This window comes from Dactylosporangium sp. McL0621, from assembly GCF_049995355.1.
Taxonomy (GTDB): Bacteria; Actinomycetota; Actinomycetes; order Mycobacteriales; family Micromonosporaceae; genus Dactylosporangium.
The window spans coordinates 3,302,965-3,322,381 of sequence record NZ_CP188259.1 but is presented as its reverse complement, the minus strand read 5'-3'; the positions used below and the strand labels follow the sequence as shown (position 1 = coordinate 3,322,381).

Below are 19,417 nucleotides of genomic sequence, written 5' to 3'. Positions count from 1 at the left end.
CGGTCAGGTGCTACGAACGGTGCATGTCGTTACCGCCCCCGGTGTCCGAACCCGCCCCCGGCGTCTGGGTGCTGCGCACCCCGCACAGCGCCTACGTGCTCTGCCTGACCGGTGAGGACGTCCCGCTCGCCGCGCACTGGGGCGCCCCCGTCGACGACGACGCCGCGGCCGCCCTGGCCGCGGTGGTGTCCGGCCGGTCGCGGGGCAGCTGGGAGAGCCCCCTCGACGGGCGGGAGGAGTACCCGTCCGACACCGGCCTGCGCTTCACCGAGCCGGCCCTCGCGCTGCGCTTCGCCGACGACAGCCGGGCCGTGCGCTGGGTCCTCGCGCGGGCCGAGCACGACGGCGGGCACCTGCGGCTGCGGTACACCGAGCTGACCCGCCCGCTGCGGCTCACCCTGCACTACCGGGTCACCGGCCGCCACGACGTCGTCGAGCGCTGGGCCGAGCTGCACACCGACGTGCCGGTCGAGGTGCTGCGGGCCGACAGCGCCGCCTGGTGCCTCCCGGCCCGGGAGGGCGCGCGCCTGTCGACGCTGCACGGCCGATGGGGCGCCGACAGCCGGCTCGAGCGCACCCCGCTGCCCCCGGGCGCCGTCCGGCTCGGCAGCCGCCGCACCACCACCAGCCCCATGCACAACCCCTGGGTGGCCGTCGACGACGGCGCCGCCACCGAGACCCACGGCGAGGTGTGGACCGCGGCCCTCGCGTGGTCGGGCACCTGGCGCATCGACGTCCAGCGGCTGCCCGACGGGCGGGTCGTGGCCAACGCCGGGGCCGGGCACGAGGCCCCCGTCGCCCGCCTCGGCGCCGGCGGGCACTACGAGACCCCGAAGAGCTGCGGGCTGTGGTCCGGCGCGGGCTTCGGCGCGGCCAGCCGGGCCTGGCACGACTACGTGCGCGGCGAGGTCCTGCCGCACGGCGACGAGCTGCGCCCGGTCCTGTACAACTCGTGGGAGGCGACCGGCTTCGAGCTCGACGAGGCCAACCAGATCGCGCTCGCCGAGCGGGCCGCGGCGCTGGGCTGCGAGCTGTTCGTCATGGACGACGGCTGGTTCGGCACCCGGGTCGCCGACAACGCCGGCCTCGGCGACTGGATCCCCAGCTCGAGCCGCTTCCCGAACGGCCTCGGCCCGCTCGTCAAGCGCGTCCGCGAGCTCGGCCTGCAGTTCGGGATCTGGGTCGAACCGGAGGCGGTCAACCCCGACAGCGACCTGTACCGGGCCCACCCGGACTGGGTCTACGCCTCCCCCGGGTACCCCCGCCACGAGCTGCGCCACCAGCTCGTCCTCGACCTCGGCAAACCCGAGGTGGCGGCCTGGCTGCACGACTGGCTCGACCGGCTGCTCACCGAGCACGACATCGCGTTCGTGAAGTGGGACATGAACCGGCCGGTGACCGACCCCGGCCCGTACGGCGACCTGCAGTGGTCGACGCGGCACGCGCGCAACCTCTACGCGGTCCTGGACCGGCTGCGCCACGACCACCCCGGGGTGCGCTTCGAGTCGTGCGCGTCCGGCGGCGGCCGCGTCGACCTCGGCATCCTGGCCCGCACCGACCAGGTCTGGCCCAGCGACAACACCGACGCCAGCGACCGGCTGGGCATCCAGGAGGGGTTCGGGCAGCTGTACCCGGCGCGGGCCATGACGGCCTGGGTGACCGACGCCCCGAACTTCCTCACCGGCAACCGCCTGCCGCTGCGGTTCCGCTTCCACGTGGCGATGGCCGGGGTGCTCGGCATCGGCGGGGACCTGCCCGGGTGGACCCCGGCCGAGCTGGAGCTGGCGACGGCGCTCATCGCGCAGTACAAGCGCATCCGGCCGATCGTGCAGCAGGGGCGGCTGCACCGGATCCGTTCGCCCCGCGACTGCGACGCGCCGGCCCTGGCCTACCTGTCGGCGGCGGGCGACGAGGCGGCGGTGTTCCAGTTCCTCGACGGGCACCGCTACGGCGAGCCCGGCCCGCCGGCCCGGCTGCCGTTCCTGCCCGCCGGCACGTGGGAGGACGCCGACACCGGGGCCCGCTACCCGGCCGCGTTCCTGGCCGCGCACGGGCTCGACGCCGGGCTGGCGCACAACCACGACAGCGCGGTGACGCATCTGCGCAAAGTCGCCTGACCCGGCGGTAAACCGGATGCCCCTCCGCTGTTGACCTAATGGGCAGGGAGGTGTTCATGCCGGACGAAGCTGTGCCGCCACCGGACTTCAACGACTACTTCGCGGCGCGCCGCGATGCCGTGCGCCGCACCGCGTACCTGCTGTGCGGCGACTGGCACTGGGCCGACGACCTGACCCAGGCCGCGTTCATGCGTCTCGCGGTGAGCTGGGGCCGCGTCCACGACCACGGGGCGCTGGACGCGTTCGTGCGCACGTGCCTCCTGCGGGCGTACCTGTCCGAGACCCGCCGGGCCTGGCGGCGCCGCGAGCAGTCGCACGCCGAGGTCCCCGACACCCGGGCCGGGCCGGACGCGGCGGAGCAGTCGGCGGCCCGGGCGGCGTTCACGGCCGCGCTGGGCCGGCTGCCGCCGCGGCAGCGGGCGGTGCTGGTGTGCCGCTACTACCAGGATCTGTCGGTGGCCGCGACGGCCGAGGCGCTGCGGTGCTCGGAGGGAACGGTGAAGAGCCACGCGGCCCGCGGGCTGGCCCGGCTCAAGGACCTGCTCGGCGACGACGAAGGGGTGCGCCATGACGTCTCTGCGTGAACTGTTCGACGACGCGGCGGCCGTCGCCCCGCCGAGCCGGCTGTCGGGCCGCGAGGTGTACGCCGCGGCGTGGCGGCGCCGGCGGACCCGGCAGCGGTGGGCGGCCGCGGCCGCCGGCGGCCTGACCGCGCTGGTCGTGGCGGCGGTCGTGGCCGTGGCCGCGAACCGGGCGCCGCAGTCCGGGCCGGCCACCACGACCAGCCCCCGGCCGTCGGCCCCGGCCACGACCGCCGCCGCGGCCGTCCCCGCCGTGGGGATGGAGTGGCCCGTGGCGGCCGAGGGCCGGCACGTCTACGTGCAGTGGGCGCCGTTCGACTGCGAGAACATGTCGAAGTACGGCTGCCCGGGCCGGCTGCTGGGCTCCGACGACGGCGGCGTCACCTGGACCGAGCGGTACCGCGGGATCGTCGACGCCATCGAGGCGCCCGCCCCCGGCGCGGTCGCGGCCCACTTCGACGGCGACCCGTCCAGCGAGACCAAGCACGTCAGCATCGACGGCGGCCGGACCTGGAAGCTCGTGCGGCCGGTGGGCGGCACCGTCGCCGCGGTCCCGATGGGCGGCTGGACGATCTGCACCGACGAGCGGGACCCGGCCGGCAACAACCCCGGTCCGTACGAGTGCGTGCTGCGCGGCGTCGACCCGGGCACCGGCGAGGCCCGGAGGCTGGTGAACCCGCCCGGCCTGCGGCCCGCAATGGTGCTCCCGGCGCCGCTCGGCACCGGGCTGTGGGTCAGCGGGACGGGCCCGGACGGCCACCTCGGCCTCGCGGTCAGCCACGACGGCGGCCGGACCTGGCGCACACACCTGTTCGCCGAGTCCGACCCGGCCGACCCGGGCGTCGTCTCGGTCGCGACCGTCGACGGCGCCACCGCCTACGCCGTCGTTCTCAGCGGCAACCCGGGTCGCCTGCTGGTGTACCGCACCTCCGACGCCGGCCAGACCTGGCCGGCGGTCGACCCGCGGCACACGGTCCCGTACCAGGACCACGGCGAGGACACCTACCTCGCCGCCGACGGCACCCACGTCATCCGCACGGTGCACGGCAAGCTCGCCGAGTGGTACGCCGGCAAGGGCGACAGCTACGAGGCGCCGGCGCCGGTGAGCGGACTCGCCGACCACGACGGGTTCTGGCCGGTCCTGACCCTCGGCGCCGGCCGCTACCTGACCAACGACGTGACGGCGCTGTACACGTCGCCGGACGGGCTGCGCTGGACCCGGGTCCCGATCAGAGCAGGGACCTGATGTAGGCGAGGTTGTCCCGGGTGCGCTCGGGCAGGGGTACGGCGCGGGCTGCGCTGGACCCGGGTCCCGATCAGAGCAGGGACCTGATGTAGGCGAGGTTGTCCCGGGTGCGCTCGGGCAGGGGTACGGCGGTGGAGAAGTCCTCGAGGGTGACCCAGCCGTCGTACCCGTGCTCGCGCAGCGCCCGCAGGTACGCCCCGACGTCGGCCTGGCCCTCGCGGAGGGTGGCCCAGTCGGCCTTCCAGGCGACGGTACCGTCGGATGCGGTAGCCACCGGCCGCCAGGCGACGTTCTTCACGTGCACGTGCTGCAGGTACGGCCCGAGCAGCTGGAACGCGGCCCGATGGTCCTCGTGGCCCTCGATGACGAGGTTGCCGAGGTCGTGGATGACCCCGACGGTGGCCGGGTCGAGCCCGTCGACGAGCCGCAGCGCCGCCGAGGCCGACGCGGCGATCGTCTCGTGGTGCAGTTCGACGAGCACGCTGACGCCGAGCCCGGCCGCCTCGGCGGTCGCCCACTCGAGGTCCTTGCGGGCGCCGGCGAACAGGTCCGGGTAGTCGCCGGTCTTCAGCAGCGGCATGGTGACCCGCACGCGGCCGGCGCCGAGGGTGGCGGTGGCCGCGAGGAGCCGGGCCACGTCGGCACGCTCGAAGCAGCGGGCGTAGCCGCCGAGGCCCGAGTAGGCCAGGCCGGCGCCGCGGGTGACGGCGTCGATGTCGGCGAGGCGCTCCTCGAGGCCGGTCAGCGGCCAGGTGGCCCGGTTGCCGGCCCAGAAGCCGGGCTCGGCGGTCTCCTCCTGGTCGGTGACGCGCCACTCGACGCCGTCCCAGCCCTGCGCGGCCAGCTCGGTCGCGGCCTGCTGCGGGGTCCAGTCGGGCGTCGAGGCGGTGAAGACCGAGAACTTCATCGGTGTGCTCCCTTGGTGTGCGGTTCGACGTCGTCGAGGGCGCCGTCGAGGACCTCGGCGAAGGAGACGGCCCGGCCCAGCGTCGCGGAGACGTAGACGGCCCGCACCAGGCCGAGGGCGAGCAGCCCGTCCCTGATCCTCACGCCGGGTTCGCGGCCGGTCTCGATCGCCTCGACGATGTCCTCGTACTGGCGCAGGTGCCCGGTCACGAAGCCGTCGGCGGCCTTGGGCGCGCCGTACAGGTCCTCGGGCGGCACCAGGCCGGCGGCGCCGAGGTCCGGCTCGGACGCGGTCTGGAAGTACTCGAGCTGGTCGTCGTGCAGCACCGCGGAGCCCTCGGTGCCGTGCAGGGCCAGGCGCACCGGCAGCCCGGGCCACGCCCCGGTGGTCGCGTGCAGCACCGCGAGCGCGCCGGACTCGAAGCGGACGGTGGCCGCCGCGAGGTCCTCGACCTCGATGCCCTCGTGGCAGACGAGGGCCGTCTGCGCGTAGACCTCGGCGGGCCGGCCGAGCAGGGCCAGCATCTGGTCGACGAGGTGGATGCCCTGGTTGGCGAGGGCCCCGCCGCCGTCGAACGCCCACGTGCCGCGCCAGTCGGCGGAGTCGTAGTACGCCTGCTCCCGCCACCAGGGCATGGACACCACGGCGGAGGTGACCCGGCCGAGCCGGCCGTCCCGCACCGCCCGCAGCAGCGCGGCGGTCGCGGGGTCGAAGCGGTGCTGGCTGACCACGGAGCTCACCAGGCCGCGGCCGGCCGCCTCCTCGGCGACCTTCGCGAACGCGCGGGCCTTGGCCAGGTCGGTGTCCAGGGGCTTCTCGACCACCAGGTGCGCGCCGGCCGCCAGCGTCTCCTCGGCGGCGGCGATGTGCAGGCCGCTGGGGGTACAGATGGAGACCAGGTCGATGGCCTGTTCGGCGAGGGCCTCGGCGAGCGTCAGGTGCACCGACGGGCGCGGGTCGAGCTTGCCGGCGAGGGCCTCGGCGGCCTCGATGCGCGCGTCGACCAGGGCCTTGACGGTGAGCCGCGGATGGCGGGCGATCGCCTCGGCGTGGTTGGCGCCGATGATGCCGCTGCCGACGATCGCCACATTCAGCTGTGTCATTTCACTCCCCCGGCCGTGAGGCCGCCTACCAGGAACCGTTGGAACGCCAGGTACAACACGACCACGGGCAGCGCGCAGACGAGCGCGGAGGCCATCAGCTGCCCGTACAGCGGGATCGCCCCGCCCTCCTGGGTCGCCCCGAACACCTGCAGCGCGACCGCGGCGGTGCGGGTGTCGGCGTCGGTGATGACGGAGGCGAAGAGCACGTCGTTCCAGCCGAGCAGGAACGCGAAGATGGCCGAGACGACGAGCCCGGGCCAGCTGAGCGGGATCACGATCGAGCGCAGGATCCGCCACGACGAGGCGCCGTCGATCCGGGCCGCCTCGTCGAGCTCGTGCGGCAGGCCGCGCAGGTACGTCACCATCACCCAGGTCGAGAAGGGCAGCGCGAACGTGAGGTAGGTGACGAACAGCGCCCAGCGGGTGCCGATGACGTCGATGCTGAGGATGCGGGCCAGGTTCGCGAAGAGCACGAAGACCGGCAGCAGCATCAGGGTGCCCGGGATGCTCTGCAGGGCCAGCAGGGCGCGCAGGATCAGGCCCCGCCCGAAGAACGTGAACCGCACGAGCACGTAGGCGGTCGCGACCGACACCAGTGCCGAGACGACCGCGACGGAGCCGGCCACGAGGACGCTGTTGACGAGGCCGTCGCCGAGCTCGACGGTGTCCCAGATCTGGACGTAGTTGCCGGGGTGGAAGGCGCTGGGCCAGAAGTCGCCGCGGGCGACCGCGAGGTCGTCGTTGACGCTGGCGAAGAGCATGTAGAGCACCGGTGTGAGCGCGAACACCGCGATCGCGATGATGGTCAATGCCTGCAGCCAGCGCGGGAGCAGGCGCTGCACGTCAGTCTTCATTGCGGTTCAGCCTCACCGCTCGCAGGTACACCGACAGCGGGATGGCCACGAGCACCAGCGACAGCACCGCCATCGCCGCGCTGAGGCCGAACTTGAAGTTCTGGAAGCTCTCCACGTACGTCAGCACCGGCAGCACCTCGACGTCGTGCGGGGCGGGGACGCCGAAGAGCACGTACGGCAGGGTGAAGCTGTTGAGCGTGTGCAGGAACTCGATGATCATGCCGAGGCCGAGCACGCCGCGCAGGTGCGGCAGGATGACGCTCCTGATCTTCGTGAAGTAGCCGGCGCCGTCCAGCGCCGCGGCCTCGTGCACGTCGTCGGGGATGCCCTGCAGGCCGGACAGCGCCAGCAGGTACAGCAGCGGCCACGACGTCCACAGCTGCACCAGCACGAGCGCCCAGTAGCTGCGCGGGCCGTTGAGCCACAGGTAGTCCGTGCCGAGCAGGTTCCCCGCCGGGCCGTTGGGCTGCAGGATCGTCCGCCAGACGGTGCCGACGACGAAGGCCGGCAGCACGTACGGGATCAGGAACGCGGAGCGGACCAGCGCGCGGCCCGGGAAGCGCTGCTGGGTGGCGAGGGCGGCGGCCAGCCCCAGCGGTACCGCGGCCAGGGTCACGATGACCGCGTAGCCGACGGTGACCCAGATCGCGTGCGGCAGGGCCGTCTCCTGCCACGCCTCCCGGTAGTTGTCCAGCCCGACGTTCGGCGCGTCCGTCCACTGCCGCAGCGTGTACTGGTTGAGGTCCAGTGTGGACACCAGCAGGGCCACCGCCAGCGGCACCAGGATGACCACGACCATGAGCACGCCGCCCGGCGCCAGCATCCACAGTGGACGCTGGCGCCGGCTGACGGTACGGCTCACTTGGCCTCGTCCACGGCGCTCTGCGCATCCTTCTGCGCCGCGCCGACCAGGGACTTGAGCTTGCCGTCGTCCACCTTGCCGGCCTTGAGGTCGGGGATGGACTGCACGACGACGTTGAGCAGGGCCAGCTGCACCTTGCTCCAGCCGCCGTTGAACGGCGTGCCGGCCGACTTCGAGGACGAGTCCACGATCGCCGCGAGGGCCGGGTCGGCCTGCAGCTCCTTGGCCGCGGCCGCGTTCGTGGGCAGCTCGCCGAAGGTCTTGTAGTACGCCTTCTGCTGCTCGGCGCCGGTCAGCAGCTTCACCAGCGCGAGGGCGAGGTCCTTGTTCTTGCTGTACTTGGCCACGACCAGGTTGTCGCCGGAGAGGATGCTCGTCGCGGCCACCCCGTTGCTCGGCCGGGCCGTGACGCCGGGCGGGATCGTGGGCATGACGGCGTACGCGTACTTGCCCGCGACCTGCGACTTGTCCAGCGTGACCTTCGAGGTGGCCGAGACCATCGGCAGGAACGCCGCCTTGCCCGCGCCGAACTCGGCGATCGCCTGGGCGTTCTTCCAGCCCACGGCGGCCGGGTCGACGACCTTGTCGGTGGCGAGCCAGCCGAGGTACGTCTGGTAGGCCTTCAGCGTCGCCGGGTCGTCCAGCGACGCCTTCTTGCCGGCCACGAGCGGGTTGCCGGCCTGCACGGACATCGCCCAGATGAACTTCCACGGGTCGAAGCCGTCGGCGTAGGCGACCGCCATGCCGTACTTGCCGCCGGTGGTGAGCTTCCTGGCCTGCTCGCGCAGCCCGTCCCAGCTGTCGGCGGGCTTGTCGATGCCGGCCGCCTTGAGCAGGTCGGTGTTGTACGCCATGACGAACGGCCGGCTCGTGAACGGGATGCCGACCTGGTGCTGGGCGTCGGGGCCGGAGATGCCCAGCGCGGCCTGGACGAAGTTCTCCTTGCCGCCGGCCTTCTGCCAGTCGGCGTCGGTGAGCTCGAGGAACGCCCCGGTCGCGTAGGCGGTCGGGGTGAACGTGGTGCCGAGGGAGTACACGTCCGGGCCCTGCCCCGACACGACCGAGGTCTGGATCTTGGTCAGCTCGTCGTTGGCGGAGGCGAACGTCTCGAACTTGACCTCGGCGCCGGTCTGGGCCTTGAACGCGGCGCTGGTGTCGGTGAACCACTGCTTCTGCTGCTGCGGGTAGATGGTGTTGGCCTGCACCAGTACGTTGAGGGTCTTGCCGGCGCCGTTGAGGGCGCCCTGGTCGCTGTTGCCGTCGTTCTTGTCGTCGCTGCAGGCCGCCAGGGCGAGCGCCGCGGCGACGCCGACGGCGATGAACTTCATGCGATTCATAAGGGTGTCCGCTCCTCGTCGCTGAGGTCAGGGGGTGTGCGACGGATCGATGGTTGCGGACGCTATCAACGCTGCTGAGGGGGTGGCAATCGTTTGCCATCTTTTGCCAAATCTGCTTCGCTGTCGGGCATGCCCCGACCCGCCGGCCGCCAGCGCCCCGTGACGATCAACGACATCGCCGCGGCCACGGGCGTCGCCGCGTCAACGGTCTCGCGGGCCCTGAACAACCCGGGCCGGGTCAACGCCGTCACCCGGGAGCGCATCGAGGCGGCCGCGCGGGAGCTGCGCTACGTGCCCAGCTCGCCGGCGCGCGCCCTGTCCTCGGGCCGCACCCGGGCCATCGCCGTGCTCGTCTCCGACGTGACGAACCCGTTCTACTTCGGCGTCATCCGCGGCACCCAGCAGCAGCTGAAGGCGGCCGGCTACGCCCAGCTGCTCATCGACACCGAGGACTCCGGCGAGCTCGAGGCCGAGATGCTGCACAAGATGCGCCGCTCCCTCGACGGCGCGATCCTGGCCGCGTCCCGCCTGCCCGACCGCGAGCTGGCCCGCCTGGCCGGCGAGATCCCGCTGGTCACGATCAACCGCAACATCCGCGGCGTGCCCAGCGCCATCATCGACACGCCCGCGGGCATCGGTCAGGCGGCCGAGCACCTGCTGTCGCTGGGCCACCGCGACATCGCCTACGTCTCGGGCCCGCAGCGCTCGTGGCCCAACGAGGCCCGCTGGCACGCGATGCGGGAGGTGGCGGCCCGCCACCACCTGACGTTCACGCGCGTGGGCCCGTTCCCGTCGGGCCGCGGCTCGGGCCCGGCCGCGGCCGACGCGGTGCTCAACACCGGCGCGACCGCGTGCATCGTCTTCAACGACCTGCTCGCGATCGGCATCCTGCAGCGCCTGCGCGAGCGGCACGTGCGGGTGCCCGAGGACATCAGCGTGGTCGGCTGCGACGACATCTTCGGCGCGGACTTCTGCCACCCGCCGCTGACGACCCTGACCGCCCCGATCGAGCAGGCCGGGCGGGTCGCGGTGTCGATGCTCCTGTCACGCCTGGACCGCACCACGGCGCCGGCGCCGACGACCCGCCAGCAGGTGATGCTGCCGGTCCACCTGACCGTGCGCGGCTCGACGGGCCCCGCCGCCGTGCGCGCCTAGGCCACGCTCTACCGTCTGATCATGGCAGCGGAGTTCGCGTTCGACAACCAGATCATGGTGCTCGACGGCCGGGTACTGGAGATCTTCCACCGGGACACGGAGGACAGCCTGCGCTACCACGTGGCCTTCCTGCGCATCGACGGGCAGGCGCACGGCGACGGCTTCAAGGTCCGGCTGGGCCGGGCGTACGGCGAGAACGACATCGTGGGCGGGCGCCGGTGGAAGATGACGGCCGCGCAGTTCGCCGAGTTCCGGGCGTTCATCGCCCTGGCCATCGCCGCCCGCGACGCGGGGCCGACCCCGTAGCCCCCTGCCTACGGCTTGCGGGCGACCACGCCGTACATCGCCGTGTCGGCCAGTGGCGGCCGGTCCTCCTCGGGGATCGGGTTGCGCCACGCGGTCACCGGGACGATGCCCGGCTCCACGATCTCCAGGCCCGTGAAGAACTGCGCGATCTCCTCCCGGCTGCGCGGCATGGCGTCGACCTTCAGGCGGCCCGCCTTGATCTCGCGCAGCGCGTAGTCGCGCGCCGCCGCGTCGTTGAGGTCGGCGGTGCCGTGGGTCATCACCACGTAGCTGCCGGCCGGGAGCACGTCGACGAGGCCGCGCACGAGCTCGTACGGCTTGTCGGCCTCGAACAGGAAGTGCACGATCGCGATGAGCATGAGGGCGACGGGCTGGTTGAGGTCCAGCGTGTCGCGCAGGATCTCGTCGTCGAGGATGGTGCGCGGGTCGCGCAGGTCGGCGTCGATGTAGGCCGTCCGGCCCTCGGGGGTGCTGGTCAGCAGCGCCCGGGCGTGGGTGAGCACGATCGGGTCGTTGTCGACGTAGACGATCCGCGAGTCGGGGGCGACGCTCTGCGCGACCTCGTGGGTGTTGTTCGCGGTCGGGATGCCGGTGCCGATGTCGAGGAACTGGCGGATGCCCGTCTCGCCGGCCAGGAACCGCACCGCCCGTTGCAGAAAGTAGCGGTTCTCCAGGGCCGTGGTGCGGATCGCCGGGTACACCCGGGCGATCGCCTCACCGGAGTCGCGGTCGGCGGCGAAGTTGTCCTTGCCGCCCAGCCAGTAGTTGTACCGCCGGGCGGGGTGTGCCGTGGTCGTGTCGATCCGGCCCGACCAGCCGGCCTGCTCGTCACCCACGCCGTCTGCCATGAGTACGCATCGTAGGCCATCGTCGCCGGCCGCTGACACCACACGGAGATCACCGGTTCATGACATCGCGTCAACGCGTGAGACGGCCGAGGATCGCCGACGCGGTGAACACGGCGACCGCGACCGCGCCGGCCAGCACCCCGAAGTCGAGCAGGAGGTGCGCCGGCGTGCCGATGAGCAGGCCCCGCAGGGCGTCGACCTCGTAGCTGAGCGGGTTGACGTGGCTGAGCACCTTGAGCCAGCCCGGCATCACCGCGACCGGGTACAGCGCGTTGGACGCGAAGAACAGCGGCATCATGATCGCCTGGCCGATGCCCATCATCCGGTCCCGCTTCAGGACCAGGCCGGCCAGGGTGATCGACAGGCAGCAGAAGAACGCCGAGCCCAGGATGAGCGCGGCCGCGGTGCCGAGGTACTTCAGCGGGTTGCCGGGCAGCGCCACGCCGAGGATCGCGGCCAGCACGAGCACCACCACGGCCTGGACCAGCGCGCGGATCCCGGCCGCAAACGCCTTGCCGGTGACCAGGGCGGCCCGCGGCGTCGGGGTCACCATGAGCTTGGCCAGCACGCCCGCGTCGCGCTCCCAGATGATGTGGATGCCGTAGAAGATCGACACGAACAGCGCCGACTGCGCCAGGATACCCGGGGCGAGGAAGTCGAGGTACGGGATGCCGCCCGTGGGGATGGCCCGCAGGTGGGTGAACGTCTGCCCGAAGATGACCAGCCACAGGGCGGGCTGGATGGCCCGGGTGACCACCTCGGTGCGGTCGCGGCGCAGCTTCTGCAGCTCCACGAGGCACATCGCGGCGATCCGGGTCGCCAGGACCCGCACCGGGTTGGCCGCCGCGGCCTCAGCCGAGGCGGCGTGCGGTACGGCGAGCTGCGCGGACATCGCTGAACCTTTCCGATTCCAAGTTGTCGCCGGTGTACTCGCGGAAGACGTCGTCGAGGGACTCCCCGGCCGACGACGCGATCAGCTCCGCGGGCGTGCCGAGGGCCCGGATGCGGCCGCGGTGCATGAGCGCGACCCGGTCGCAGAACTCCTCGGCCTCCTCCATGTAGTGCGTGGTGACGAGCACGGTCATCCCGGTCTCGGCCCGCACCTGGGTGATGCGCTCCCACACGCCGGCCCGGGCGACGGGGTCGAGGCCGATCGTGGGCTCGTCGAGCACGAGCAGCCGCGGCGCGCTGACGAGGGCCTGGGCCAGTTCGAGCCGGCGGATCATGCCGCCGGAGTAGGTGCCGGCCACCCGGTCCGCGGCCTCGGCCAGGCCCATCGCCGCGATCGCGGCGTCGGCGCGGGCCCGCCGCTCGGCGCGGGGCACGTCGAAGAGCCGCGCGAACAGGGCCACGTTCTCGCGGCCGCTGAGCCCGGCGTCGGCGGAGAGCGCCTGCGGGACGTACCCGATGAGCCGGCGCACCGCCATCCGGTTGCGCCGCACGTCGAGCCCGAACACGGCGACGCGGCCGGCCTGCGGGGGCAGCAGCGTGGTGAGCACCTTGATCGTGGTCGTCTTGCCGGCGCCGTTGGGGCCCAGCAGCCCGAAGATCTCGGCCGGCTGGACGCTCAGCGACAGGTCGTCGACCGCGAGGGTTTCATCGCCCGAGCGCATGCGGGAAATTCCGAACCGGTGCCGGAGCCCCTCGATCTCAACCGCGGTGTTCATCGGCGCCTCCCTGCACAGATAGCACGTCGGCCAGGCGGGCCAGGGCCGGCACCGCCGCGGCCAGGGCCTGGCGCTCGTCCTCGTCGAGCTCGTCCAGCGCGCCGGCCAGCAGCGACACGCGGGCCCGGCGCCACGCGGCGAGCCGGGCGGCCGCCGCGTCGGTGAGGAACAGCCGCGCCGAGCGCCCGTCGGCCGGGTCGCGCTCGCGGCGCAGCAGCCCGGCCTCGGTGAGCTGGTTGACCAGCGTGCTGACCGAGTTGCCGGCGAGGTGGAGCTGCGCGGCGGCGGCCGAGACGCCGGTGCCGGGCACGGCCTCGACCAGCCGCAGCAGCTCGACCTGGCCGCCGGTCAGCGCGGGGACGGCGAGGGCGGCCCGCGTACGCCGGCGCAGCACCCGGCGCACGCCGTTGAGCTCCCCGGCCAGCGCGTCGGCCAGCCCCTCGTGATCCACGCCGCCAATATACCTCGTTAGCAGAGCTAATGAGAATTGGTGAGGTCCAGCTCATAGCGGCCGCCGGTGGGGCGGAAGCCGAGGCGGGAGTAGTACGGGGCGACCATCCCCGGCGGGGTGAGCACGCGGCGGAAGCCGTGCGCGGTGAGCTGGCCGCTGCGCCGGAAGACGAACTCGCCCGGGCTCAGGTCGCGGTACCGCTGCGTCACGTAGTCCAGCTCGACCTGGGCGGTCTGCGGGTCGTCCGGGTCCGGGCGGAGCATGAGCACGCCGACGACCTCGTCGCCGTTGAGGGTGAGGAAGGCCAGGCGGCGCTCGTCGTCGAAGCGGAACTCGGGGTTGAACCGGGCGATGTCGGCCCAGTGCACGCGCAGCACGTGGGCGAGGAAGTTGTCGTCGGTGGCCACCTCGACCACCTGGTAGGTGCGCTCGTCGTGGCGGGTGCGCAGCAGGGACGACAGCTGCACGATGTTGATGACGGCGAGCGTGAGGTTGAGGCCGACCATGGGCCAGACCCGGGCCCCGGCGTTGTACCCGATCAGGATCAGCGAGCCGATCAGGTTGAACAGCCGCAGCCGCAGCAGGCGCCGCTGCAGCAGCGACCACACGAGCAGCGCCGAGCCGGCCCAGCCGACGATCTCCAGCCAGCTCATCGCTCGTCCCGCCAGCCCCGGGTGTAGATGACATTCACTTTCTCGGCGATGGCCCGCTCGAGGTCGATGCCCATCGTGTGCGCGGTCACGAACGCGGTGATGGCCACGTCCGCGAGCTCGGCCTCGATGTCCTCGCGGGGGCCGGTGCGGCGGGCCATCCCGTAGTGGCGCCGGACCGCGCCGACGAACTCGCCGGCCTCCTCGGCGAGGGCGAGGGCCTGGCGCAGGTGGGGCGTCTCGGTGAACCCGGCGTCGGTGAGCCGGTCGGCGATGTCGGCGGCGACGGCGGGCATCTCGGCGAGCGTGAAGGGGCGGGTGTTGTCCACAATGCACAGCATGACGGAGTTTCTGCGCCCGCTGGCCGACCGGCTCGCCGACGTGCCCGGCGTGGCCGCGGTGGCGCTGGGCGGCAGCCGGGCCCGCGGCACCCACCGGCCCGACTCCGACTACGACCTCGGCCTGTACTACCGCGGCGAGCTCGACCTCGGCGCGCTGCGCGCCCTGGCCGCGGAGCTCGCGGACGAGCCGGCCGAGGTGACCGCGCCCGGCGGGTGGGGGCCGTGGGTCGACGGCGGCGCCTGGCTCACCGTCGGCGGCCGCCGGGTCGACTGGATCTACCGCGACCTGGACCGGGTCGAGCGCGTCTGGGCCGAGTGCCGGGCGGGGCGGTACGAGATCGGCTTCCAGCCTGGGCACCCGCTGGGCTTCTACTCGCACGCGTACGCCGGCGAGGTGGCGCTCGGCCGGGTGCTGGCCGACCCGGCGGGCGGCCTGACCCGCCTGCACGAGGAGACCCGGGACTACCCCGCTGCGCTGGGGGCCGCGCTGGTCGCCGGGCTGTGGGAGGCCGGCTTCGCGGTCCGCATCGCCCGGTACGGCGCGGCCGGCGACGATCCCGTCTACGCCGCCGGCTGCCTGTTCCGCGCGGCCGGGGTGCTGTGCCAGGCCCTGCACGGGCACGCCGGCCGGTGGCTGGTCAACGAGAAGGCGATGGTCGCGGCGGCGGGCCGCCTCCCGGGCGCGCCGCCGCACTTCGCCGAGCGCCTGGGGGCGGTCCTGGGCGCGGTGGGCACCGGCCGCGCGTCGATCACGGCCGCGATCGACGCGCTGGTGCCGCTGGTCGCCGAGGTCGGCTCGGTGGTCAGCTCCGGCGGCGGCCCGGGTTGATCAGCTTCGGCGGCGGCCCGCGATGATCAGCTTCGGCGGCGGCCCGCGTTGATCAGCTGAAGAAGTCCCGCAGGACCTCGGCGACCACCGCCGGGCGGCCGTCGTCCTCCGGGCCCTCGTGCGTGAGGCCGTCGAGGGTGCGCCGGCGGGCGTCGGGCAGCGTTTCGGCCAGGGCCGCGAGGGCCGTCGTGAAGAAGGCCGGGCTTCTGGTACCGCCGAGCAGCAGCACCCGCGCCGCCAGTGCGGCGTAGTCCGGCAGGGTGTCGGCCAGCTCCTGGACCAGGCGCATGTCGTACCGCTGCGTCGCAACGAGGTCGGCGATCGTCGTCTCGTCGGGGCGGGCCGGCTGGGCGCGCAGGCCCAGGGCGAGCATCGGCGTCAGGGCGAGGCGCGGCACACGGGTGAAGAGCGGCTCCACGGGGAGGGCCCTCATCGCGGTCACCAGCGCGGCGGCCCGCCGGCCCGAGTCCAGCTCGCGCTCGTACCGCGGCAGCCAGGCGGTCGGGACGGAGCCGGCGATCGACAGCGGCGGCTCGTAGAGGGCGATGCGCTCGACCGCCGGGGTGGCGAGCGCCGTGCGCAGGGTGATGAGGCCGCCCGCGCTCAGGCCGAAGACGAACCGGGCGCCGGCCGCGGCGAGCAGGGCCTGCAGGTCCTCGACCTCGCGGGCGACGCCGTGGCCGGGGCCGTGGGGGCCGCTCAACCCGCGGCCGCGGCGGTCGGGCACGTACACGCGGAAGTCCCCGGCGAGCGCAGTGGCGAGCGCGTGGAAGTGCTGGGCCGCCTTCATGCCGCCGTGGACCAGGACCAGGCCGGGCCCGCCGGCGCCGTACTGCCGGTAGCCGATCACGGTTCCGTCGAGCGAGCGGACCGTGGCTTTCGAATAGTCGAACACGGCATCAGCTTAGGTATACCGGGTTTACTTTTCAACCCGGTATACAGTACCGACTCATGACGGGACTCCGGGAGCGCCAGCGCGTGCGCATCCAGCAGGCGATCCAGGACGCGGCCACCCGGCTGTTCCTGGCGTCCGGCTTCGACGCGGTGAGCGTCAACGAGATCGCCGCCGCGGCCGAGGTCTCCAAGCGGACCCTGTTCAAGTACTTCCCGAGCAAGGAGGACCTGGTGATCGGCGCGTTCAGCGACCACCGGGACGAGCTCGCCCGGGTCGTGCTCGAGCGCGGGGACGCGGCCCCGCTCGACGCGCTCGAGCGGCACTTCCGGGCCGGGCTGGCCGGCCGCGACCCGGTCACCGGGCTCGACGACCGCCCGCCCACGCTCACGTTCGTGGCGATGGTGCTGTCGACGCCGTCGCTGCAGGCCCGGCTGCTGCTGTACCAGACGCGGGCCGAGCAGGCGCTCACCGCGGCCCTGGGCGGGGGCGCGTCGGCCCGGCTCGCCGCGTACCAGATCTTCGCCGCGCACCGGGCCCTGGCCGACGAGAACCGGCACCACCTGACCGCCGGGTTGAGCGCCGACGAGCGGTACCCGGGCGCCGCCGAGGCGGCCGGACACGCCTTCCACCTGCTCCGCCACGGACTCGGCCACCTAGGATGGCCTGCGTGACCGCCAACGCCCTGCGCGACGGTGACCTCGAGACCCGCGAGGCCCACCTGTACCAGCTCCTGGACCGCGCGCACGACTACGGCGACCCGGCGGCCGTCGCGGCGCTGCAGGCGCTCGTGCGCGACTACCCCGACTACCACCGCTCGCTGTACACCCGCGCGATGAACCAGGCCGACGTGATCGCCGCGCACACCCCGCCGGGTGAGCTGCGGGAGCCGCTGCTGGCGGCGCTGGACGACACGCGGTACAACTGCCAGGCCTGGGCGGCCATGGGCTGCGCCGCGATGGGGGTGCGCGAGGCGGTGCCGCGGCTGGTCGAGCTGCTCGACGACCGGCAGTGGAAGGTCGTGGAGGAGGCGCTGCGCGCGCTGGGCCGCCTCGGCGACGCCTCCACCGTGCCGGCGCTGCGCCCGCTGCTCGCCGACGAGGTCGACTGGGTGCGGCTGCGCTCCGCGGAGGCCCTGGCGGACATCGGCGGGCCGGAGGCGCTCGAGGCGCTGTGGTACGAGTTCGAGCACCGCCGCTTCCCGCGCATCGGCCCCATCGCGAGCGCGCTGGCCGCCTTCGCCCCGGAGGTCATCCCGCGGCTGATCGCGGCGGCCGACGACCCCGACCCGAACCGCCGCTACTGGGCCGCGGTCGCCCTGGGCTCGACCGGCGACGAGCGCGTCGCGGCGACGCTGGAGCGCCTGCAGGCCGAGGACCGCGGCGCGACCGTCTTCGACGGCGAGGTCCGCGCGGCGGCGAAGAAGGCCCTGCGCACGCTGCGCCGCATCCAGGCCGCCATCGCCGCCCGCGCGGCCGGGTAGCCGATGGCGCAGACCCGGGAGATCCGGGCGGTGTACTCCGCGACGACCGTCACCGTCTACCAGGCCTACCGCGCCGAGATCGCGTCGGCCGCCGTCGCCGCCGGGCGGTTCACGGAGCCGTTCCAGCGCGACCGCATGACGTGGATCAAGCCGTCGTTCCTCTGGATGATGTACCGCTGCGGCTGGGCCCTCAAGGAGGGCCAGGAACACGTCCTCGCGGTCGAGATCCGCCGCGACGGGCTCGCGTGGGCCCTCGACCACGCGGTCCTGAGCCACTACGACCCGGACGTCCACCAAAGCGCGGAGGCCTGGAAACGGCAGCTCAAGGCCAGCCCCGTACGGGTGCAGTGGGACCCGGAGCGGGACCTGCACCTGCGGCCGGTCCCGGGCGTCCGGTCGCTGCAGCTCGGGTTGAGCGGCGAGGCCGTTCGCCGGTACGTCGACGAGTGGACGGTCTCGATCACCGACGTCACCGGCCTGGCGCACCGGGTGCACGAGCTCGTGCGGGCCGGCGACCTGGAGGCGGCCCGGGCCCTGCTGCCCGTCGAGCAGCTATTGACACCTATCTGTCAATAAGGTTTCCTATCCGCAACCTTCGGCTCACACACGTCCGCAAACGTGCCGTTGGGAGACCCGTCAGTCTTCCTAGGAGCCTGCTCGTGAAGCGGTACCGCCTGCCCCTCATCGCCCTCGCCGCCGTCGTGCTCTCGTTCACCGCGACGACCGCGTACGCCCTCGCCCAGACCAGCAAGGCCGCGCTCGCCGCCGGACCCAGCGCGAGCCAGCTGCTGGCCCGCACGCAGACCTGCAACCAGGTGTCCAACGGCAAGTACGCCACCGACGACGGCGGCGCCGCCACCGTCGCGATCTGCAAGAGCGGCTCGGCGTACTTCTGGAGCGCCGACATGGACATCGACTGCGACGGCATCGGCACGTCGCACTGCAACGCCTCGACCGACCCCTGGTACCAGGCGCAGACGTCGTTCAGCACCTCGAACGGCTCGTACTTCACCTCGGACGTCACGCGCTACTACGTGGTGCCGCTGCCCAGCTCGCGCTTCGACTACGGCGCGAGCGGCATCCGGCCCGGGGCCGTGGCCGCGGTCGTGTACAACAACCAGGTCGCCTACGCGGTCTTCGCCGACGAGGGGCCGGACAACATCATCGGCGAGGGCTCCTACGCCCTGGCCACCGCGCTCGGCATCGACCCGAACCCGGCCACCGGCGGCACCGCCGGACCGGTGACCTTCATCGTCTTCCCGTCCTCGGTGCCCAGCCCGGTGGAGAGCAACTCCGCGATCGACAGCACCGGCGCCTCGGCCGCCAACGCGTGGCTCGGCACCTCCCCGACCGGCGGGCCGACGACGCCGACCACGGGCCCGACCGGCACCGCGGGGCGCATCGCCGGCTACGGCGGCAAGTGCGTGGACGTGGCCGGCGCGAGCTCCGCCAACGGTACCGCCGTGCAGCTCTACGACTGCAACGGCTCGAGCGCCCAGCAGTGGACCCGCGCCTCGGACGGCAGCCTGCGGGCGCTGGGCAAGTGCATGGACGTGGCCGCCGCGGGCACCGCGAACGGGACCAAGGTCCAGCTGTACGACTGCAACGGCACCAACGCGCAGAAGTGGACGCGCACGGGCCAGACGCTGGTCAACGCGGGCTCGGGCAAGTGCCTGGACGCGACCGGGCCGAGCTCGGCCAACGGCACCCGGCTGCAGATCTGGTCGTGCTCCGGGGGCGCGAACCAGAACTGGATCCTCTGAACCTGATGTCGAGCTCCTCCCGGCC

The 19,417-nt window shown here is 73.3% G+C and carries 22 protein-coding genes; 10 read left to right on the top strand and 12 right to left on the bottom strand.

All coding sequences use genetic code 11. The features are described 5' to 3' along the window. The first annotated feature begins 23 nt into the window (after positions 1 to 23). The 3 genes from ACPPVO_RS15610 to ACPPVO_RS15600 are packed head-to-tail and all read left to right on the top strand — an operon-like array spanning position 24 to position 3,944. A complete protein-coding gene (locus tag ACPPVO_RS15610) occupies positions 24 to 2,117 on the top strand; it encodes an alpha-galactosidase (protein ID WP_426511921.1) in 2,094 nt (697 codons plus the stop codon). Between the two features lie 56 nt (positions 2,118 to 2,173). Beyond that, on the top strand, positions 2,174 to 2,701 hold the full coding sequence (locus ACPPVO_RS15605) for a SigE family RNA polymerase sigma factor (protein WP_426511920.1): 528 nt from the start codon (positions 2,174 to 2,176) through the stop codon (positions 2,699 to 2,701). Further along, positions 2,685 to 3,944 (top strand): hypothetical protein, encoded by a 1,260-nt coding sequence (locus ACPPVO_RS15600; protein WP_426511919.1) that lies wholly within the window; start codon positions 2,685 to 2,687, stop codon positions 3,942 to 3,944. The genes ACPPVO_RS15605 and ACPPVO_RS15600 overlap by 17 nt, the downstream gene beginning before the upstream one ends. Before the next feature lie 70 nt (positions 3,945 to 4,014). Here the strand turns inward: ACPPVO_RS15600 and ACPPVO_RS15595 are convergent, their stop codons facing one another. Genes ACPPVO_RS15595 through ACPPVO_RS15575 form a run of 5 tightly spaced genes read right to left on the bottom strand, consistent with a single transcriptional unit; the run spans position 4,015 to position 8,998 of the window. Continuing rightward, entirely contained in the window at positions 4,015 to 4,851 is an 837-nt protein-coding gene (locus tag ACPPVO_RS15595; RefSeq protein WP_426511918.1) for a sugar phosphate isomerase/epimerase family protein, read from the bottom strand. Then, entirely contained in the window at positions 4,848 to 5,954 is a 1,107-nt protein-coding gene (locus tag ACPPVO_RS15590) for a Gfo/Idh/MocA family protein (RefSeq protein ID WP_426511917.1), read from the bottom strand. The genes ACPPVO_RS15595 and ACPPVO_RS15590 overlap by 4 nt, the downstream gene beginning before the upstream one ends. Further along, positions 5,951 to 6,808: a carbohydrate ABC transporter permease gene (locus ACPPVO_RS15585; protein ID WP_426511916.1), complete on the bottom strand. Its 858-nt coding sequence runs from the start codon at positions 6,806 to 6,808 to the stop codon at positions 5,951 to 5,953. Before ACPPVO_RS15585 ends, ACPPVO_RS15590 begins: the two co-directional genes overlap by 4 nt. Continuing rightward, positions 6,798 to 7,670: a carbohydrate ABC transporter permease gene (locus tag ACPPVO_RS15580; protein WP_360381613.1), complete on the bottom strand. Its 873-nt coding sequence runs from the start codon at positions 7,668 to 7,670 to the stop codon at positions 6,798 to 6,800. The genes ACPPVO_RS15585 and ACPPVO_RS15580 overlap by 11 nt, the downstream gene beginning before the upstream one ends. Next, entirely contained in the window at positions 7,667 to 8,998 is a 1,332-nt protein-coding gene (locus tag ACPPVO_RS15575) for an ABC transporter substrate-binding protein (protein WP_426511915.1), read from the bottom strand. Before ACPPVO_RS15575 ends, ACPPVO_RS15580 begins: the two co-directional genes overlap by 4 nt. Before the next feature lie 138 nt (positions 8,999 to 9,136). On the opposite strand from ACPPVO_RS15575, the gene ACPPVO_RS15570 reads away from it, so the two are divergent. Together ACPPVO_RS15570 and ACPPVO_RS15565 are read left to right on the top strand one after the other, a co-directional pair. Continuing rightward, positions 9,137 to 10,162, top strand: coding sequence for a LacI family DNA-binding transcriptional regulator (locus ACPPVO_RS15570; RefSeq protein ID WP_426511914.1), 1,026 nt, complete (start codon positions 9,137 to 9,139; stop codon positions 10,160 to 10,162). A 21-nt stretch (positions 10,163 to 10,183) separates the two neighbouring features. After that, positions 10,184 to 10,468, top strand: a complete 285-nt coding sequence (locus tag ACPPVO_RS15565) for a hypothetical protein (protein WP_426511913.1) — start codon at positions 10,184 to 10,186, stop codon at positions 10,466 to 10,468. An 8-nt stretch (positions 10,469 to 10,476) separates the two neighbouring features. On the opposite strand, the gene ACPPVO_RS15560 is transcribed toward ACPPVO_RS15565, so the two are convergent. The 6 genes from ACPPVO_RS15560 to ACPPVO_RS15535 all read right to left on the bottom strand — a co-directional run bounded on the left by ACPPVO_RS15560 (position 10,477) and on the right by ACPPVO_RS15535 (position 14,413). Further along, on the bottom strand, positions 10,477 to 11,316 hold the full coding sequence (locus tag ACPPVO_RS15560) for an SAM-dependent methyltransferase (RefSeq protein ID WP_426511912.1): 840 nt from the start codon (positions 11,314 to 11,316) through the stop codon (positions 10,477 to 10,479). A gap of 70 nt (positions 11,317 to 11,386) precedes the next feature. Further along, positions 11,387 to 12,208: an ABC transporter permease gene (locus ACPPVO_RS15555; protein ID WP_360381620.1), complete on the bottom strand. Its 822-nt coding sequence runs from the start codon at positions 12,206 to 12,208 to the stop codon at positions 11,387 to 11,389. Next, the gene (locus tag ACPPVO_RS15550) at positions 12,168 to 12,983 is read right to left on the bottom strand and encodes an ABC transporter ATP-binding protein (protein WP_426511911.1); all 816 of its coding nucleotides are present in this window, start codon (positions 12,981 to 12,983) and stop codon (positions 12,168 to 12,170) included. The genes ACPPVO_RS15555 and ACPPVO_RS15550 overlap by 41 nt, the downstream gene beginning before the upstream one ends. After that, positions 12,967 to 13,434, bottom strand: coding sequence for a MarR family winged helix-turn-helix transcriptional regulator (locus tag ACPPVO_RS15545; RefSeq protein WP_360381623.1), 468 nt, complete (start codon positions 13,432 to 13,434; stop codon positions 12,967 to 12,969). The genes ACPPVO_RS15550 and ACPPVO_RS15545 overlap by 17 nt, the downstream gene beginning before the upstream one ends. Before the next feature lie 26 nt (positions 13,435 to 13,460). Then, positions 13,461 to 14,087, bottom strand: coding sequence for a hypothetical protein (locus tag ACPPVO_RS15540; protein ID WP_360381625.1), 627 nt, complete (start codon positions 14,085 to 14,087; stop codon positions 13,461 to 13,463). Beyond that, the gene (locus ACPPVO_RS15535; RefSeq protein WP_426511910.1) at positions 14,084 to 14,413 is read right to left on the bottom strand and encodes a MazG nucleotide pyrophosphohydrolase domain-containing protein; all 330 of its coding nucleotides are present in this window, start codon (positions 14,411 to 14,413) and stop codon (positions 14,084 to 14,086) included. Before ACPPVO_RS15535 ends, ACPPVO_RS15540 begins: the two co-directional genes overlap by 4 nt. A gap of 10 nt (positions 14,414 to 14,423) precedes the next feature. On the opposite strand from ACPPVO_RS15535, the gene ACPPVO_RS15530 reads away from it, so the two are divergent. Next, on the top strand, positions 14,424 to 15,254 hold the full coding sequence (locus ACPPVO_RS15530) for a nucleotidyltransferase domain-containing protein (RefSeq protein ID WP_426511909.1): 831 nt from the start codon (positions 14,424 to 14,426) through the stop codon (positions 15,252 to 15,254). Positions 15,255 to 15,306: 52 nt separating this feature from the next. On the opposite strand, the gene ACPPVO_RS15525 is transcribed toward ACPPVO_RS15530, so the two are convergent. Beyond that, positions 15,307 to 16,149, bottom strand: a complete 843-nt coding sequence (locus ACPPVO_RS15525) for an alpha/beta fold hydrolase (protein WP_426511908.1) — start codon at positions 16,147 to 16,149, stop codon at positions 15,307 to 15,309. Positions 16,150 to 16,205: 56 nt separating this feature from the next. Between ACPPVO_RS15525 and ACPPVO_RS15520 the strand changes: the two genes are divergently transcribed. The 4 genes from ACPPVO_RS15520 to ACPPVO_RS15505 all read left to right on the top strand — a co-directional run bounded on the left by ACPPVO_RS15520 (position 16,206) and on the right by ACPPVO_RS15505 (position 19,392). Further along, positions 16,206 to 16,820: a TetR family transcriptional regulator gene (locus tag ACPPVO_RS15520; protein WP_426511907.1), complete on the top strand. Its 615-nt coding sequence runs from the start codon at positions 16,206 to 16,208 to the stop codon at positions 16,818 to 16,820. Beyond that, positions 16,817 to 17,629 (top strand): HEAT repeat domain-containing protein, encoded by an 813-nt coding sequence (locus tag ACPPVO_RS15515; protein ID WP_426511906.1) that lies wholly within the window; start codon positions 16,817 to 16,819, stop codon positions 17,627 to 17,629. Before ACPPVO_RS15520 ends, ACPPVO_RS15515 begins: the two co-directional genes overlap by 4 nt. Before the next feature lie 3 nt (positions 17,630 to 17,632). Continuing rightward, entirely contained in the window at positions 17,633 to 18,205 is a 573-nt protein-coding gene (locus ACPPVO_RS15510; protein ID WP_426511905.1) for a DUF4291 domain-containing protein, read from the top strand. A gap of 83 nt (positions 18,206 to 18,288) precedes the next feature. Next, entirely contained in the window at positions 18,289 to 19,392 is a 1,104-nt protein-coding gene (locus ACPPVO_RS15505) for a ricin-type beta-trefoil lectin domain protein (protein ID WP_426511904.1), read from the top strand. Positions 19,393 to 19,417: the final 25 nt, after the last annotated feature.